Raw genomic sequence first — 16,319 nt, forward strand, 5'->3', positions numbered from 1 at the left:
CATTCTCGTTCGATGCGGCACGTCAGCGGATCGGTGCGTCGTCGACCAGCAGCGGGACGGAGATGCGGAACTCCGTCTCGCCAGGCCGTGACGCGACATCGACACTGCCGCCGTGCGCGTCGACCACGGCCCGCACGATCGCGAGGCCCAACCCCGTCGAGGTCGAGCCGGCCTGGCGGAACCGAGAGGCATCGCCGCGCACGAAGCGTTCGAAGAGCGAGTCGACGAGCACCGGGTCGATCCCTGGGCCGGTGTCCGAGACGGTGACGACCGCGCTCGGGGTTCCGCATGCGTCGACATCGGAGGAGAGAGACACGGTCACCTCGGTACCCGCGGGCGTGTGCACTCGGGCGTTCGCGAGCAGATTCGACACCACCTGGTAGAGGCGGGGCGCGTCTCCCGCAACCTCGAGCGGCTCCTCGGGCAGGTCGAGTACCCACTCGTGATCGGGACCTGCGACGTGGGCGTCGCTGACAGCATCCACGAGCACGCGCGTGAGGTCGACAGGAGCCTTCTCGATGGGCGGGCCCTCGTCGAGTCGGGCGAGCAGAAGCAGGTCTTCGACCAGACTCGTCATCCGCGTGGCCTCCGACTCGATGCGGCCGAGCGAGTGAGTGACGTCGGCGGGCAGATCGAAATCGCCCCGACGGGTGAGCTCGGCGTATCCGCGGATCGAGGCGAGGGGCGTGCGCAGCTCGTGGCTGGCGTCGGCAACGAATCTGCGCACTTTGTTCTCACTCGCCTGTCGCGAGGCGAGGGCCGAAGCCACGTGGCCGAGCATCTTGTTGAGCGAGGCACCCACCCTGCCGACCTCGGTGCGCGGATCGGTATCGGCATCCGGAACCCGCTCGGCGAGCGCGACATCACCTCGGTCGAGTTGAAGGCGCGTGACGCGCGTCGCCGTTGCCACCACGCGATCGAGCGGGCGCAGGGCGAGCCGGATGAGCGCGGTTCCGAGAAGAGCGGCGATCAGGAGACCGATCAGGGTCACGATCACGATCACGACGATGAGCTGCGTGACGGTGGCCGTGACCTCGGAGAGCGGCAGCCCGACGATGATGCCGTCGCCGCTCGGAGACTGATCGAAGGCGACCCGATAGTCGCCGAGCGATCCGCCGAGACTCACGGTCTGCGGATTGTCGGTGACGACAAGCGACGAGAGGATCTCGAGTTGCTCGCTCGAGAGCTGCTGCAGCTCCCCCACCGTGTCGACGATCGCGGCCCTGTCGACGACGCCCGCTCGGGTGAATCCGCCGAGGGTTCCAGCGGCCTGCCCCGGCCCGCCCACGAAGGCGGGCGCACCCGACGAGCCGCCTCCGGTCGAGTCGGAGTCCGTCCCGGGCTCCGGCCTGGGACCGTCGATCGACATGAGTGACCTGTTGGTGGCCGTCTGCAACTGGCCGTCGAGGCGGTCGACGAGAAAGCCGTTCAGGGCGAGAGACGAGACGACGCCGATGATGAGCCCGACGAGGGCGATGAGGGCGAGCACGCTCAGAATGAGGCGATTGCGCAGGGTCATGGAACGCACGGCGCGGTCGACTCTCAGGCCGACTTGAGGATGTAGCCGGCACCGCGAACGGTGTGGATCATCGGCGGCCGTCCGGCATCCACCTTCTTGCGCAGGTACGAGATGTAGATCTCGACGACGCTCGAGCGCCCGCCGAAGTCGTAGCTCCACACCCGGTCAAGGATCTGGGCTTTCGACAGCACCCGTCGCGGATTGCGCATGAGAAACCGCAGCAGCTCGAACTCCGTTGCCGTGAGTTCGATGGGCACACCGCCTCGGTGCACCTCATGGCTGTCTTCGTTGAGCACCAGATCGCCGATCACGACCTCCGGGTCGAAGGCGTCGGTGAGGGTCAGAGTCGACCGACGGATGAGCCCGCGCAGGCGCGCCACCAGTTCATCGAGGCTGAACGGCTTGGTGACGTAGTCGTCGCCGCCCGCGGTCAGCCCGGCGATGCGATCGTCGAGCGCATCCTTCGCCGTGAGGAAGAGCACCGGAGTCTCCTGCCCATCGGCGCGCAGGCGTTGCAGCACGGCCAGACCGTCGATATCGGGAAGCATGATGTCGAGAACGACGACGTCGGGCTTGAACTCGCGGGCGGTGCGCAGCGCCGTCTGGCCGTCTCCGGCGGTCCTGACCTCCCACCCCTCGTAGCGCAGCGCCATCTGCAGCAGATCGGTGAGAGTGGCCTCGTCGTCGACGACGAGAGCGCGAACGGGCGAGCCGTCGGCCCGGGTGATCTTGGGGCGGGATGCGGAATCGAAGGTGTCGGTCACGGGTCCACTATCGACGCCGTTCCTATGCGATTCCTATGAACGGGGCTGCAGGACGCTGTGCACTCGCGACGTCCGCACGCTCATACGCCATTCATAGCCTCGCCATACGTATCGCCCGGGTGGCGTCCCTAGCTTGTGACCGCGGAACACCGCATTCACCGTCTCTCAAGGAGCACCATGTTCATCACCTACCTTCGACGAGAACTCGTCAACAGGCGAAAGCAGAGCATCATCATCGCCGTGGGAATGGCCCTCGCCATCGCCCTCGTCATCATCGTCAACTCCGTCGCCGCCGGGGTGAAAGACGCCCAGGCCTCGGTTCTGGGCAGCGTCTACGGTGTCGGCACCGACATCACCATCTCGAAGGCGGCCTCAGCTCCGGGCGCAGACGGGGCAGAAGGCCCCGGCCAGCGCTTCGACTTCGGCGCTGACGCCGGCGCGACGACCGACGGCACGACAGCCGTCGCAACCTCGCGTCTGGCCGCGGGCATGGGCACGTCGACGTTCGACACGTCCGCGCTCAACGCGGTCACCGCGCAGAGCGGCGTCTCGGAGGCCGCCGGCGTGCTGTCACTCACCAACACCACCTTCGACGGCGAACTGCCCGACTTCAGCCAGATGCAGGCGGGGCAGGCGGGCGGCACTCCGGGCGACGCGGCAGCGGGTGCAGCACCGACGGGCGGGCCGGATGGCGCGGGCGGCTCCTCGTTCAACGTCGATTCGTTCACGGTGCTGGGTCTCGACCCGGCGGCGTCGGCGGTCGGGCCGCTCTCGGCCGTGACGCTCACCGACGGCCGTACCCTCGCATCCGACGACTCGGGCGCGAACGTGGCGGTGCTCGACAGTGCGTATGCGACGACCTCGGATCTGACGGTCGGCGGCACGATCGACATCGGCGGCACATCGTTCGAGATCGTCGGACTGGTCGCGTCGTCGAGTGGCGACGCTGCGACCGCGTCGAACGTCTACATCCCTCTGGATGTCGCCCAGAAACTGAGCGGCGAGAGCGGCATGATCTCGAGCATCTACGTGCAGGCCGCCTCGGCCGACGGCATCGCATCGCTCAAGACATCGCTCGAGACGGCACTGCCCGACAACACCGTCAGCACCCAGTCTGACCTCGCCTCGAGCGTGTCGGGCTCCTTGTCGACGGCCTCCACCCTCATCGGCAACCTGGGCACCTGGCTGTCGATCGTCGTGCTCGCCGCGGCCTTCCTCATCGCTATCCTGTTCACCATCTCGGGCGTCACTCGGCGAACCCGCGAGTTCGGGACGCTGAAAGCGATCGGGTGGAGCAACCGGCGCATCGTCGGCCAGGTCGCCGGGGAATCGCTCGTGCAGGGCCTTATCGGCGGCGTCGTGGGCATCGTGGTCGGACTCGTCGGCGTGCTGGTCATCAACATCATCGCGCCGACGCTGAGCGCAACCGCGGCGACGCAGGTTGCAGGCGCGCGCGTCGGTCCGGGCGACGGAGCCGGCGGCCCCGGCGCAGGCGGCTTCGGACAGGCGGCGCAGACCGCCGCCACCTCCGATGTCGTGCTGAACGCCCCCATCACGGTGTCGGTGATCCTCATCGCCGTCACGCTCGCCGTGGTCGGCGGGCTGCTCGCCGGCGCGATCGGCGGATGGCGGGCCTCACGCCTGCGCCCGGCCGAAGCGCTTCGCGCCGCCGCCTGACCCATCCACCCCCCTCGCGCATCCACCCTCATAAGCCCCCAAGGAGCGACCCATGTACCAACTCACGAACGTCACGAAGAGCTACAGCACGTCGAAGCACACCATCACCGCCCTCAAGGACGTGACACTCACCATCCCCCGCGGCCAGATGGTCGCCATTCAGGGCCCGACCGGCGGCGGCAAGTCCACCCTGCTGCAAATGCTCGGCGCGCTCGATCGACCCACCTCGGGCGCGGTGGTGCTCGGTGACTCAACACTGTCGAAGCTCGGCGACACCCGACTGGCGCACATCAGGGCGAAGGAGATCGGCTTCGTGTTCCAGGGCTTCAATCTGATCCCTACCCTCTCAGCCCGCGAGAACGTCGAGACGGCGCTCGCCCCCCTCGGACTCTCCAACGGCGAGCGCGCGTCGCGGGCATCCGCCGCGCTCGAGTCGGTGGGGCTCGGCGAGCGCATGCGACACCTGCCCGCCGAGCTGTCGGGCGGTCAGCAGCAACGTGTCGCGATCGCCCGGGCGATCGTCAAGGACCCCGAGGTGCTGCTGGCCGACGAGCCCACAGGAAGCCTCGACGAGCAGACCCGCGATGAGATCATGGATCTGCTCGAGGGCATCTGGCGCCACACGAAGCTGACGCTCGTCGTCGTCACGCACGACTCCACGGTCGCGAAGCGTGCCGAGCGTCGGCTGCACCTCACGAACGGAACAGTGAAAGAGCTGTAGGGCTCAGTCGCGCCAGCTGTGCTTCGGGTCGTAGCCGAGCAGGCGTCGGGCCTTGTCGATCGACAGCAGCGTGTTGGTGTTGTCGAGGTCTCCCCGGGTCTCCACTCCGGGGAAGACCTCGGCGACCAGCTCGGAGTTCGGGCGGCTCATCACCGTGTCGGGCGAGGCGATGATGAAGCGGTCGAAGCCCGTGTGCTGCCACTCAAGGGCCTTGAGAACGGCCTGAGCTCCGTCGCGGGCGTCGATGTAGCCCCAGAGGTTCCACTTGCGAAGAAGCGCGTCGGCGTCGAACGACGGGAACTCGGCGTAGTCGGACTCGTGCATGACGTTCGAGAAGCGCAGTGCCACGATCTTCAGCTCGGGGTTCCAGCGGGTGAGCTCGATCGCCATCGTCTCCTCGAGGTGCTTCACGAGCGAGTAGGTGCTCTCGGGCCGCGCCGCGTACTCCTCGTCGACCGGGATGTAGGGCGGCGGAGCATCGAAGGGCAGCCCCAGCACGGTCTCGCTCGAGGCGTAGACGATGTTCGTGATTCCGGCCCGCTCGGCCGCCTTGAACACGTGGTAGGTGCCGAGCATGTTGTTCTCGAACGTCACCACATCGCTCCGGATGCCCGGGGCCGGGATCGCGGCGAGGTGCACGATGGCGTCGAAACCGTCGGGTCCGTCGTCGACGCTGTGGAACGCATCCACGACATCGCCGTAGTTGGTCAGGTCGAGGCGCACGAAACCGGAGCCCCGCTCGCCGACGACATCGAAGTTGGTGACGGTGTGACCCTGCTCTCGCAGGTACGGCAGCACCACGCTGCCGAGCTTTCCAGAACCGCCGGTCAGTGCAATACGCATTCAAAACTCCCGTGTTGTGAGGCGAGCGCTCGGCATCGATGGTCAAACCGAGCGCGTCACCCCAGTCTGTCACCGGTCGTGAGCGAGAATAGGCAGGTGACTCTTCAGCCCATGCTCTCGTTCCCCTGGGAAGAGGAGCAGCGGCCGGCCCGACCCGCGCATCTCGATCGACTCGTCGCAGACGGCACGAACCGTGTCGAATGGCTGAGAGCACGCAGCCGCGGCGTCACCGCCACCGACGTGGCCCGCCTCACCGGCCCCCAGAACCTCGAATCGGTGGCCTACGACAAGATCAACGGCACCGGCTTCGGCGGCAACATCTTCACCGACCACGGCAAAGACCGCGAGCCGCACATCGCGCGCTACGTGCGGGCGATGTTCGGAGTCCTGCCCAGCTCATCGCTCTTCCACGCCGAGGGAGAGAAGCGCCATCTGGCGACTCCCGACGGCGTCGCTGTGACCAAGCACGGAACGATCGAGCTGGCCGAGATCAAGACCACGAACAAGGCCTGGCGCTCGATTCCGCGCCACTACCTGCGCCAGGTGTGGTGGCAGCAGTACGTGCTCGGCGCCGAGCGCACCATCGTGGTGTGGGAACAGCACGACAACTTCATGCCCGTCGACCCCGAGCCGCAGAGCCGCTGGGTCGATCGCGACGAGAACGAGATCGCGCGTCTCGTGAACCTGGCCGACCGACTACTCGCGCTCATCCAACCCGGCCGCTGACCGGGCTCGCACGCTCGGCCGTCGCAGACGCGCCTGTCGGCAGGGCCGCGAGTAGCGCGACCGCGAGGATCGCCAGCCACAGCAGGGCGACGGTGGTCGCGGCGAACTCGAGCAGGCCACCCAGGTGCTGCATGAATCGGGCGAGAGACAGGATGCCGCCGGTTCCGGCGACCACGGCCACCACGACGGCCGACACCATCGAGAGGCGAGCGAGCCTCGGGTGGTCGCGTGCCGTCGCCACCTGCAGCATGGCGACGCACGCCGCCGCGAAGCCGAGCACGGCGATCACCGTGTGGGTGAAGTCCTGCCAGGTGAACGAGGCACCCACCGGCAGCGGACACCCGCTGGTGCAGGTGATCTGCGACGCGAGAGCGAACGCGGCCCCGGCGATCAGCAGAGAGACCGAGGGCGTGATGAGGGCGAGGATGCGCACGCGCGAGCGCAGGGGCGTCGCCTCCGCGGCCACGATGAGGGCGGCGACGGCGATGAGCAGCAGCGACCAGCGGAACGCCCAGGCGGTCGGCTCCCCGTCTGCCCCGAGTTCGCTCACGTAGACAAAGCGATTCGCCGCGATGCGTGCACCCCAGAGCAGCACGAGGCCGACGAGCACCGCCACCGCCGCCACAGCGAGCAGCGGGCGAGCCACTCGGGGCGACACTGCGCGAGAAAGGCGGAAAGACACGATATGCGAATGGTACCCGCGGTCTCGTTTGTTTGCTTCCAAGGAACACCGTCGTAACACCGGTGAATCATTCGAGCGATTGACTGGAGCCTGCGGGAAGCCCGAACGACCCTCACGCTCGGCAGGCAGCATATGCCTCGTCGAGAATCCCTCACGGGATGCCCAGACCCCGTCGATGAAAGGCCAGCGATGACGCCGCACGAGAGCAACTCGATCACCCCGCACCTCGTCAGCGCTCCCCCGTCGTCACCGCCCGCGCTGATGAGGGCGGTCGTGTTCGACGAGCCGGGAGACCCGTCGGTTCTGCACGTGGCGGAGGTGCCCACGCCGGCCCGGGTCGGTTCCGAGGTGCTGATCAAGGTGTCCGCGGCCGGCATCAACCCGATCGATGCGAAGACCCGTTCGGGCGCAGGCGTGTCCGTCGCCATCCCGTTCTATCCGACCGTCATCGGTCGCGACTTCTGCGGAATCGTCGTCGAGAGCCCGTACGACGGGCATCCGTTGAAACCGGGCGACGAGGTCTACGGCGTCAGTGCCGCGCCGCGCACCTTCGGGTCGTACGCGGAGTACGTGACCGTTCCGACCCTGCAGGTCGCCCGCAAGCCGCGTCGACTCACTCCCATCGAGGCCGCCGCCGTACCGACCGCGGCACTCACGGCGTGGGGGCTCGTCGTCGACCTGGCGAAGGCTCACGAAGGGCAGCGGATGCTCATCCACGCGGGGGCGGGCGGCGTCGGCCACCTGGCGGTGCAGTTGGCCGCATACTTCGGCGCCCGCGTGATCGCGACGACATCGAGCAACAACGTGAGCTGGCTGCGCGAACTCGGTGCCGAAGAGGTCATCGACTACTCGACGACGCGCTTCGAAGATCGGGTGTCGGATGTCGACGTGGTGATCGACCTCATCGGCAACGTTCGCGACAACACCGGAACGCGCTCGCTGGCGACGCTCCGTCACGGCGGGCTGATCATCTCGGTTCCGACCGGCGGGCATCCCGGGCTCGCTGCAGAGGCGGAGGAGGCCGGTGTTCGGTGGAGCGGGTATTCCGTGTCACCAGACGCGGCCTGCCTGGCCATCATCTCGAGGCTCATCGACTCCGGCGATCTGCATGTGCACGTCTCCGAGATCTACCCGCTCGACGAGGCCTCGGAGGCGCACACGCATCTCGAACGAGGCCACACACGCGGAAAGATCGTGCTCGAAGTTCCCTGACCCCCGGCCGCCCCGTCTGCCCGGCATGTCGCACGTGCCGCGTACGCTGGGGCGCGTGACCCGATCCTCGCTCCGGCTGACGACAACCACCGACGACCGTCTCGCCACGGCGATCGCGGCCATCCGCGCCGAGCTCGACCTGCCCGACGACTTTCCGGCATCCGTCGAGGCGGAGGCTCAGCGCGTCGTCGAGGCGAGCCCGCTGCCCGAGGCCGATCTCACGGATGTTCCGTTCATCACGATCGACCCCGAGGGCTCGACCGACCTCGATCAGGCCGTGCACATCGAGCGGCTGGGCGACGGCTATCTCGTGCGCTACGCGATCGCCGACGTTCCCGCGTTCGTCGAGCCGCTCGGCGAGATCGACGACGAGGCGAGACGCCGCGGCCAGACGTTCTACGCGCCCGACGGGCGCATCCCGCTTCACCCCACGATCATCAGCGAGAACGCCGCGTCGCTGCTGCCCGACCAGGTGCGTGGCGCATTCGTGTGGCAGTTCTCGCTCGGCGCTGACGGCGCCGTGCTGTCGACGGAGCTGTCGCGTGCGCGCATCCGCAGCGTTCGCCAGCTGTCGTACGTCGAGGCGCAGAGCGAGATCGATTCGAGTGAGGGCCCGGATGCGGCGAGCGCCGACGAGACCCTGGCGCTGCTCGCCGAGGTGGGCCCCGCCCGGCGTGTGCTCGAACGCCAGCGCGGCGGTGCGAGCCTGTCTCGACCCGAGCAGATCGTCTTCTCGAGCGAAGGCCACTACGCGCTCGAGCGGCGCTCGTCGCTTCCGGTCGAGGAGTGGAACGCTCAGATCTCGCTGCTCACCGGCATGGAGGCGGCGCGCATCATGATCGCCGGCCGGGTCGGCATTCTGAGAACGATGCCCGCCCCCGACCCCGACACGATCGAGCGGTTCAGATTGCGCACCGAGGCGCTCGGCCACCCGTGGCCCGCCTCTATGCCCTACGGGGAATATCTCGCATCGCTCGACTCGAACGATCCCCTTCAACTCGCCATCACCCATGCTGCTGGCTCCCTGTTCCGAGGAGCCGGCTACACGGCCTTCGACGGCGAGGTGCCCGAGCAGGTCTCGCAAGCCGCGGTCGGGGCGCCCTACGCCCACACCACCGCGCCCCTTCGCCGCCTGGTCGACCGCTTCACCCTCGTCGTCTGCGAGGCACTGTGCGCGGGTGAGGCGCCGCCGCCGTGGGCCCGCGACGCCCTGGCCTCCCTGCCCAAGATCATGGCGGCATCCGATTCGCGTGCATCGCAGCTCGACAACCGATCGATCGCAGCGGTCGAGGCTGCGATCCTCTCTGATCGCATCGGAGAGGTCTTCGAGGCGTCGGTCATCTCGGCCAAGCAGGATCGGGGCGTGGTTCAGATCATCGACCCGGCCGTCGACGCGGAGTGCACGGGCAGCCTGACGCCCGGCGAACGGGTGCGGGTGCGCCTGGTCGAGGCCGTCATCGAGTCGGGCCGAGTTCTGTTCGAGCTCGTCGCCTAGAGAGGCCGTGCCTGCTTGTCGCGTGCCTGGTTGTCGCTCGCGGCGCAGAGAACGGTGTCGAGCTTGGCTCCGAACGAGAGGTTCATCAGCTCCGTCGCCGCTTCGTCACCCTCGAAGTTGTCGGGCAGTCCGATGGCCAGGAGTGTGTTGATCAACATGCCGTCGGCGAGAAAGCTGCGCACCTGGTCTGCGGGAATCCCGGCCTCGTCGCGCAGCAGCCGGTAGATCTCCAGGAACCCGGCGCGTGCGTGCCGTCCGATCACGTCGTCGTGGCCCTGGATGAAGCCCTGCATCAGAGACATCAGGATTCCCCGGTCTTCGATCAGATCGACGTAGGCCTGCCCCAGCCTCGCGCCGAGCTCGTCTGCGGCGATCTCCCCCTCGTCGCGCTGACGGATGATCTCTCGGAAGGCCAGGATGAGCTTCGCGAGCGCGCGTTCGATGACCTCGACGAACAGCTTCTCTTTCGTACCGAACATGCGCACGACGTAGGGCTGGCTGATGCCGGCGGCCTGGGCGATCTGCTCGGTCGTGGTGCCTGCGTAGCCGGTGCGACCGAAGACGGCGCTGGCGTGGCCCAGAATCAGCTCTCGCCGCTCGGCGGCCGGCATGCGTTCGCGAATGGGGCGCTCGGACGGGGCTTCGGTGGTCACGCTTGACATGGTATCAGCCGATACCTTAGCCTCTTGGTTATTAGTTGATTACTAACTTAGATCCTATGGAGAACTCATGACCGTCGCCCGCCGCATTCCAGTCTGGCTCGCGCTCGTCGCCGCGTCGGTGCCGGTCTTCATGGCCACCCTCGACAACCTGGTCGTGACCAGCGCGCTACCCGTCATCCACGAGGAACTCGGAGCGGGCGTCACCGATCTGCAGTGGATCACCAACGCCTACACCCTGACCTTCGCCGCCCTGATGCTGCTCTTCGTCAGCCTGGGCGACCGCTTCGGGCGCCGAAACGTGTTCGTCGGCGGCATCGTGCTCTTCACCCTCTCGAGCGGAGCTGCCGCGCTCAGCACCGAGCCGTGGATGCTCGTGCTCGCCCGAGCCGTGCAGGGTGCCGGCTCCGCCGCCATCATGCCGCTGTCGCTCACCCTCCTCGTCGGCTCCGTCTCCACACGCATGCGTCCCCTCGCGATCGGCATCTGGGGAGGCATCTCCGGGCTCGGTGTCGCCCTCGGCCCCCTGATCGGCGGTGCAGTCGTCGAGGGCTGGAACTGGCAGGCCATCTTCTGGCTCAACGTTCCTCTGGGCATCCTCTCGGTGCCTCTCGCCATCGCCGCACTGCCGAACTCCTTCGGCGCCCGGGTGGGTGCGGACATCTGGGGAGTGGTCCTCGCCGGCGTGGGAATCCTCGGCATCGTCTATGGAATCGTGCGCGGCAATGACGCCGGCTGGGCGAGCGCAGAGGTGCTCGTCGCCCTCATTGGCGGCGCCGCGCTGATGGCCCTCTTCCTCGTGCGGGAGTCCCGAGTGGCCGCTCCGCTGCTTCCCCTGCGCCTCTTTCGAGACCGCAGCTTCTCGATCGCGAACGCCGTGGGGCTCATCTTCAGCTTCGGTGCCTTCGGCGCGGTGTTCATCCTCATCCAGTTCCTGCAGATCGTGCAGGGCCGCTCACCCCTCGAAGCGGGCGTGCTCACCATGCCCTGGACGATGGCTCCCATGGTGGTGGCGCCGCTCGCCGGATTCATCGCGCCTCGGGTGGGCACGCGCATCCTGATCGTCACCGGCCTCGCCTCGCTCGCCATCGGCATCGGCTGGCTCGCCTCCACCATGGCCCCGGATGCGACGTATCCGGCCATGCTGCCCGGCTTCATCTTCGCGGGGCTCGGCATGGGCCTGGTGTTCGCCCCGAGCTCGACGGCCGTGCTGGTGAACATGGCTCCCGCCGATCACGCCAAGGCATCGGGAACGAACTCCACGCTGCGCGAGATCGGTGTCGCTCTCGGCATCGCCGTGCTGACCGCCGTCTTCACCGGTGCCGGCGGCCAACTCACGCCGACCGGGTATGTGGATGCCGCGGTTCCGGCCGTGTTCGTCGGTGCCGCCGCACTGGCCCTCGCCGCCGTGATCGCGCTGTTCCTGCCCGCTGGGCGCGGCACGGAACTACGCGGCGAGACGCCCGCCGTGCGCGAATCCGCGCTTGAGACTGCAGCCTGATCGCCTGCTCCCGGAGGCTGTCGACGGGCAGTTAGAGCACGCGCTCCCGCACGAAGTCGTCTTCGTACTTCTCGCCCACGAGAAACCGCTTCGTGCCGACCTTGGCGAAGTCGTTCTTCTCGTAGAAGCGATTCGCGCGGGCGTTCTCCTCATTCACGCCGAGCCACACGGCGGCCGCTCCCCGCTCGTGCGCCGTCGCGATCGTCGCGTCCATGAGAGCGGAGGCGATGCCTTGCCCGTGATGCCCCGCAAGAACGTAGAACTTGCTGAGTTCGATGGAGGGTCTCACGGTCAGCGCCGTGGCCACATCGGGGTCGGACGGCTCGGCGAACACGAGCATCGTGTAGCCCACCGCCTCGCCCTCGACCTCGGCGATCAGGATGTCACGGGCCGGGTCGGCGAGGTAGCCGTCGAAACTCGTCGGGCTGAGATGGGCGGCGATGAACGCGGCCTTCGCCTCGTCGGTGGTGTGCGGAGGACACGCGAGCGGAAAGGTTGCAGCGGCCAGCGTGGCGAGCGCGCCGCTGTCGGAAGCGACAGCACGCCGCACAGAGAGAACCATCGGCCCAGAATACCGCTGCCCGCCCGAGTGCCCGCCGCCGCCCTCGTCGGCGCCATGCTCCCTTCGGAGCGTTCGCCAGGTGCGAGTTGCCGCTTCCGTGCACTCGTGAGCTCCGAGTTGCCACTTCCGTTGACCTGAACCGTCACATCGCAGGCGCGTACCGCACCGCCCCGTCATCTGGATCGATAGCGGAGTCGTCCCGTCCAGCCCTGTCGGTCGAGTTCACCCTGAACGTCGTCGAGGAACTCGTAGACGCCCGGTGGCTCCAGGTCGTCGGCGATGACACGAAGACCGACGATCTCGGCTCCCGCCAACTGGCGGAACCGCCGCACATCACGCATCCACTGACGGCGTTGCGTTCGATGATGGTCGCCCTCGTAGTCGAGCGTGATCCTGAAGCCACGAATGCGAAGGTCGGGTTGCACGACGACGCGACCCCACTCATCTCGTAAGGGCTCGTTCACGATGAGATCGGGACATCCGGCCCGAAGCAGGAGAAGCCGCAGCTGAGTCTCCTTCGGCGAATCGACCCGCTCCCGGATCTGCTCGAGAGCGGCCGAGACCACACGGGCGCTTCGGCGATCGATCGAACGTTCCGCTGCCGTTCGCAGTTCGTCGAGGGTAGCGAGCGGCCGGTGTCCCCTCCGAGTCTCCCTGGGTCTCACGAGGTAGTCGCCGACGACGATGGCCTCGTCGAGAGCCAGGGACGAACCCGCGAGTTCCAGCCACGCGCGGCACGCGGTGCTGTGCGCGAACCCGGCCGACCGCATCCATTCGTCGCCGATCACAGTGCGACGGTGACCAACGACGTGACGACGGCGGGGCGCCCGATGGGGTGGGGGCACCGTGACGTGGATGCTGCGCTCGTCTCTGTAGCGAATGGGAAAGTCGAAGAGACGCGCGGCTGATTCGTGGCTGATGAACGACCCGGGCGGGAGGACCTCCATCAGCGCGCGGCAACGCTGCACGAAAGTCGGCTGCCGCGCGGAGACGAGGTTGACCCCGCGAAACGGGTGAGCGATGTCGCGAGCCCGCAATCTCGACGGGCCGACACCGCGCGACAGCGCTTCTCGAGTAGTGAAGACCCCCGAGTCGAACTCTTCTGGAAGGGGTGACGGTCTGGACATGTTCTGACGGTGTCAGGTGCAGCCACCCCAGCAACTCGGCAGAGGGCCACGTGTGGAGAGCTGCTCGCCCTCGGAAGCTGTGGCGGAGCTCTGCGAGTTGCCAGTTGCGTTGACGCCACGTGGCACGTCGACCACCACACCTCGCTGAAACTGCCATTTCGAGGTCGGGGCAGTCCCGCGAGGCGGCGGGCGGCACGCAGAAAGGGCCGCCCTCGCGATGCGAGAGCGGCCCTTTCGGGTGAAGCTGAGCCTAGATGGCGTTGACGTCGAGCGGGATGCCCGGGCCGAACGTCGTGGAGACCGTGCCCTTGTGGATGTAGCGGCCCTTGGAGGAGGACGGCTTCAAGCGGACGACCTCTTCGAGGGCGGCCTTCACGTTCTCGGTGAGCTGGTCTTCGGTGAACGAAGCCTTGCCGGCGACGAAGTGCACGTTGGAGTGCTTGTCGACGCGGAACTCGATCTTTCCACCCTTGATCTCGTTGACGGCCTTGGCGACGTCGGGCGTCACGGTGCCGGTCTTCGGGTTGGGCATGAGACCACGGGGGCCGAGGACCTTACCGAGGCGTCCGACCTTACCCATGAGCTCGGGGGTCGAGACTGCCGAGTCGAAGTTCGTGTAGCCAGCGGCCACCTTCTCGATGAGCTCGTCGCCACCGACCTCGTCGGCGCCGGCCGCGATGGCGGCTTCGGCGGCGGGACCGGTCGCGAAGACGATGACGCGGGCGGTCTTACCGGTGCCGTGAGGAAGAATCACGGTGCCGCGGACCATCTGGTCTGCCTTGCGGGGGTCGACGCCGAGCTTGAGAGCGACCTCGACGGTGCTGTCGAACTTGGCCGAGCCGGTCTCGCGAGCGAGAGCCATTGCCTCGGTGGGCGAGTAGACCTTGCCCTCTTCGATCTTTGCTGCCGCCGCCTTGTAGGCCTTGGAATTCTTTGCCATAACTGATTCTCCTGAATCTGAAGAGTGTGGTTTACGTGAGCCTGGCTGGCTCTCCCACGTCGTGCTGTGAAGCGGTGAGGAGTTAGGCCTCGACCGTGATGCCCATGGAGCGGGCGGTGCCGGCGATGATCTTCGACGCGGCGGCGATGTCGTTCGCGTTGAGGTCGGCCATCTTGGTCTCGGCGATCTCGCGGACCTGAGCCTGGGTGAGCTTCGCAACCTTGACGGTGTGCGGCGTTCCCGAACCCTTGGCGACTCCGGCGGCCTTCTTGATGAGCTCTGCTGCCGGGGGGGTCTTCAGGATGAACGTGAACGAACGGTCTTCGTACACGGTGATCTCGACGGGGATGACGTTTCCGCGCTGAGCCTCGGTGGCTGCGTTGTACTGCTTGCAGAACTCCATGATGTTGACGCCGTGCTGTCCCAGCGCAGGCCCGATGGGCGGTGCGGGGTTGGCGGCGCCGGCCTTGATCTGAAGCTTGATCAGACCGGTAACCTTCTTCTTCGGTGCCATTTTTCTCTTCCTTATCTGTGTCGAGTCCACCCTGATTGGCGAACTCTCCCGCCGTTCGGTGAACGCGGTTTGTGGCCGACTTCGTCAGCACGCCAGAAGGCGCGCCGGTATGAGGACAACCCTGTAAGCATACGCGATCCAGGCCGTTAACGCCATCGAGCCCATCGAATGAACGATGGGCTCGATGAAGTGAAGAGCGTTAGAGCTTGGTGACCTGGTCGAAGCTGAGCTCGACCGGGGTCTCGCGCTCGAACAGCGAGACGAGAACCGTGAGCTTGCCGCTCTCGGGCTTGATCTCGCTGATCGATCCGGGCAGACCCGCGAACGAGCCTTCCTTGATCGTGATGGTCTCGCCGATCTCGAAGTCGACCTCGGCCGGAATCGAGCGGGAGACGGCCTTGCCGCCCTTGCCGCCCGCAGCCTTGGCAACGGGAACATCGGCTACGACGACGAGCGACTGCAGCATCGAGAAAGCCTCTTCGAAACGCAGCGGCGTGGGGTTGTGCGAGTTGCCCACGAAGCCGGTGACACCGGGCGTGTGACGCACGACAGACCAGCTGTCTTCGTTGAGGAACATGCGTACGAGCACGTAGCCGGGGATACGAACGCGAGTGACGAGCTTGCGCTGGCCGTTCTTGATCTCGACGACGTCTTCCATCGGAACCTCGACCTGGAAGACGAAGTCCTCCATGCCCATCGAGGACTTGCGGCTCTCGATGTTCTGCTTCACGCGCTTCTCGAAGCCGGCGTACGAGTGGATGACGTACCACTTGCCCGGCAGGGTGCGCAGCTCTTTGCGGAACGCCTCGTAGGGGTCGACGTCGGCGACAACGGGCTGGCCATCGGGGTCGAGCTCGACCTCTGAGACGTCGACCTCTGACTCCGGGGCGATTGCGCCGAGCGTCTCGGTGTCGTCGGCTTCGGTGCCGGATGCCTCGGGCTGCTCGGCCGCATCGCTCACGTCGGCCTCTGCCTCGGCTTCGGCGACGGCCGTGGCGATGTCGTCGCCATCTTCGTCGAGCACCGTCGCGGCGTCGGGGTCGTCGAGCACGTCGATGGCCGCTGCGGCTTCTTCGGGATCGCTGATGTCGAGGGCGTCATCGACGAGGGCGTCGGCCTCGGGGTCGGGATTCGCATCGATCGCCTCGAGGAGTGCGTCGAGGTCGGCGGGCGTTTCGCGCGCCGCCGTGGTCTCGGCTGACTTCTCTTCGGCTGCGACGTTCTCGACGTCGTCGCGCTGTGACTCTGCCACGTAAATCCGTTCCAATTCGTTGGTTATTGCGCTCTGCGCACGATGTCTTGGCTCACCGCTCTGCGGATGACCAGCCCGTTACGACTGCTCGGGCTGCACCGGTTCTGACAGAACATGTGTGCCCG

General features: G+C 67.1%; 16 protein-coding genes. 6 read left to right on the forward strand and 10 right to left on the reverse strand.

Translation table 11 applies throughout. The features are described 5' to 3' along the window. Positions 1-22: 22 nt before the first annotated feature. Positions 23-1,519, reverse strand: coding sequence for a sensor histidine kinase (locus ASE64_RS03880; RefSeq protein WP_055776108.1), 1,497 nt, complete (start codon positions 1,517-1,519; stop codon positions 23-25). A gap of 23 nt (positions 1,520-1,542) precedes the next feature. Further along, positions 1,543-2,283: a response regulator transcription factor gene (locus ASE64_RS03885; RefSeq protein WP_055776111.1), complete on the reverse strand. Its 741-nt coding sequence runs from the start codon at positions 2,281-2,283 to the stop codon at positions 1,543-1,545. Positions 2,284-2,460: 177 nt separating this feature from the next. On the opposite strand from ASE64_RS03885, the gene ASE64_RS03890 reads away from it, so the two are divergent. Beyond that, positions 2,461-3,960 carry an ABC transporter permease gene (locus tag ASE64_RS03890; RefSeq protein WP_055776114.1) on the forward strand — a complete coding sequence of 500 codons (1,500 nt, stop codon included), beginning with the start codon at positions 2,461-2,463 and terminating at the stop codon, positions 3,958-3,960. 52 nt (positions 3,961-4,012) lie between these two features. Further along, positions 4,013-4,681, forward strand: coding sequence for an ABC transporter ATP-binding protein (locus ASE64_RS03895; RefSeq protein ID WP_055776117.1), 669 nt, complete (start codon positions 4,013-4,015; stop codon positions 4,679-4,681). A gap of 3 nt (positions 4,682-4,684) precedes the next feature. Here the strand turns inward: ASE64_RS03895 and ASE64_RS03900 are convergent, their stop codons facing one another. Then, complete coding sequence (locus ASE64_RS03900; protein WP_055776121.1) at positions 4,685-5,524, reverse strand: NAD-dependent epimerase/dehydratase family protein; 840 nt, start codon at positions 5,522-5,524, stop codon at positions 4,685-4,687. Between the two features lie 96 nt (positions 5,525-5,620). Between ASE64_RS03900 and ASE64_RS03905 the strand changes: the two genes are divergently transcribed. Next, on the forward strand, positions 5,621-6,250 hold the full coding sequence (locus ASE64_RS03905) for a YqaJ viral recombinase family protein (RefSeq protein ID WP_326938946.1): 630 nt from the start codon (positions 5,621-5,623) through the stop codon (positions 6,248-6,250). Here the strand turns inward: ASE64_RS03905 and ASE64_RS03910 are convergent. Next, on the reverse strand, positions 6,231-6,896 hold the full coding sequence (locus ASE64_RS03910; RefSeq protein WP_235480482.1) for a DUF998 domain-containing protein: 666 nt from the start codon (positions 6,894-6,896) through the stop codon (positions 6,231-6,233). The two genes, ASE64_RS03905 and ASE64_RS03910, sit on opposite strands and share 20 nt — an antisense overlap. Positions 6,897-7,121: 225 nt before the next feature. Between ASE64_RS03910 and ASE64_RS03915 the strand changes: the two genes are divergently transcribed. Together ASE64_RS03915 and ASE64_RS03920 are read left to right on the forward strand one after the other, a co-directional pair. Then, the gene (locus tag ASE64_RS03915) at positions 7,122-8,144 is read left to right on the forward strand and encodes an NADP-dependent oxidoreductase (RefSeq protein ID WP_235480483.1); all 1,023 of its coding nucleotides are present in this window, start codon (positions 7,122-7,124) and stop codon (positions 8,142-8,144) included. Between the two features lie 55 nt (positions 8,145-8,199). Next, a complete protein-coding gene (locus ASE64_RS03920) occupies positions 8,200-9,639 on the forward strand; it encodes an RNB domain-containing ribonuclease (protein WP_055777434.1) in 1,440 nt (479 codons plus the stop codon). On the opposite strand, the gene ASE64_RS03925 is transcribed toward ASE64_RS03920, so the two are convergent. Continuing rightward, positions 9,636-10,292, reverse strand: a complete 657-nt coding sequence (locus ASE64_RS03925) for a TetR/AcrR family transcriptional regulator (RefSeq protein WP_235480484.1) — start codon at positions 10,290-10,292, stop codon at positions 9,636-9,638. The two genes, ASE64_RS03920 and ASE64_RS03925, sit on opposite strands and share 4 nt — an antisense overlap. A gap of 76 nt (positions 10,293-10,368) precedes the next feature. On the opposite strand from ASE64_RS03925, the gene ASE64_RS03930 reads away from it, so the two are divergent. Beyond that, complete coding sequence (locus ASE64_RS03930) at positions 10,369-11,799, forward strand: DHA2 family efflux MFS transporter permease subunit (RefSeq protein WP_055776130.1); 1,431 nt, start codon at positions 10,369-10,371, stop codon at positions 11,797-11,799. 31 nt (positions 11,800-11,830) lie between these two features. Here the strand turns inward: ASE64_RS03930 and ASE64_RS03935 are convergent, their stop codons facing one another. From ASE64_RS03935 to nusG, 5 genes are all read right to left on the reverse strand, one after another. Further along, entirely contained in the window at positions 11,831-12,361 is a 531-nt protein-coding gene (locus ASE64_RS03935) for a GNAT family N-acetyltransferase (RefSeq protein WP_055776133.1), read from the reverse strand. Between the two features lie 173 nt (positions 12,362-12,534). Next, positions 12,535-13,488 (reverse strand): hypothetical protein, encoded by a 954-nt coding sequence (locus ASE64_RS03940; RefSeq protein WP_156351625.1) that lies wholly within the window; start codon positions 13,486-13,488, stop codon positions 12,535-12,537. A gap of 250 nt (positions 13,489-13,738) precedes the next feature. Further along, the gene (rplA, locus tag ASE64_RS03945; protein WP_044442700.1) at positions 13,739-14,428 is read right to left on the reverse strand and encodes a 50S ribosomal protein L1; all 690 of its coding nucleotides are present in this window, start codon (positions 14,426-14,428) and stop codon (positions 13,739-13,741) included. A gap of 82 nt (positions 14,429-14,510) precedes the next feature. Next, complete coding sequence (rplK, locus tag ASE64_RS03950; RefSeq protein WP_055776148.1) at positions 14,511-14,942, reverse strand: 50S ribosomal protein L11; 432 nt, start codon at positions 14,940-14,942, stop codon at positions 14,511-14,513. Positions 14,943-15,141: 199 nt separating this feature from the next. Further along, a complete protein-coding gene (gene nusG / locus ASE64_RS03955) occupies positions 15,142-16,194 on the reverse strand; it encodes a transcription termination/antitermination protein NusG (RefSeq protein ID WP_055776150.1) in 1,053 nt (350 codons plus the stop codon). Positions 16,195-16,319 lie beyond the last annotated feature (125 nt).

The organism is Agreia sp. Leaf210 (assembly GCF_001421485.1).
In the GTDB taxonomy this organism is placed as follows: domain Bacteria; phylum Actinomycetota; class Actinomycetes; order Actinomycetales; family Microbacteriaceae; genus Agreia.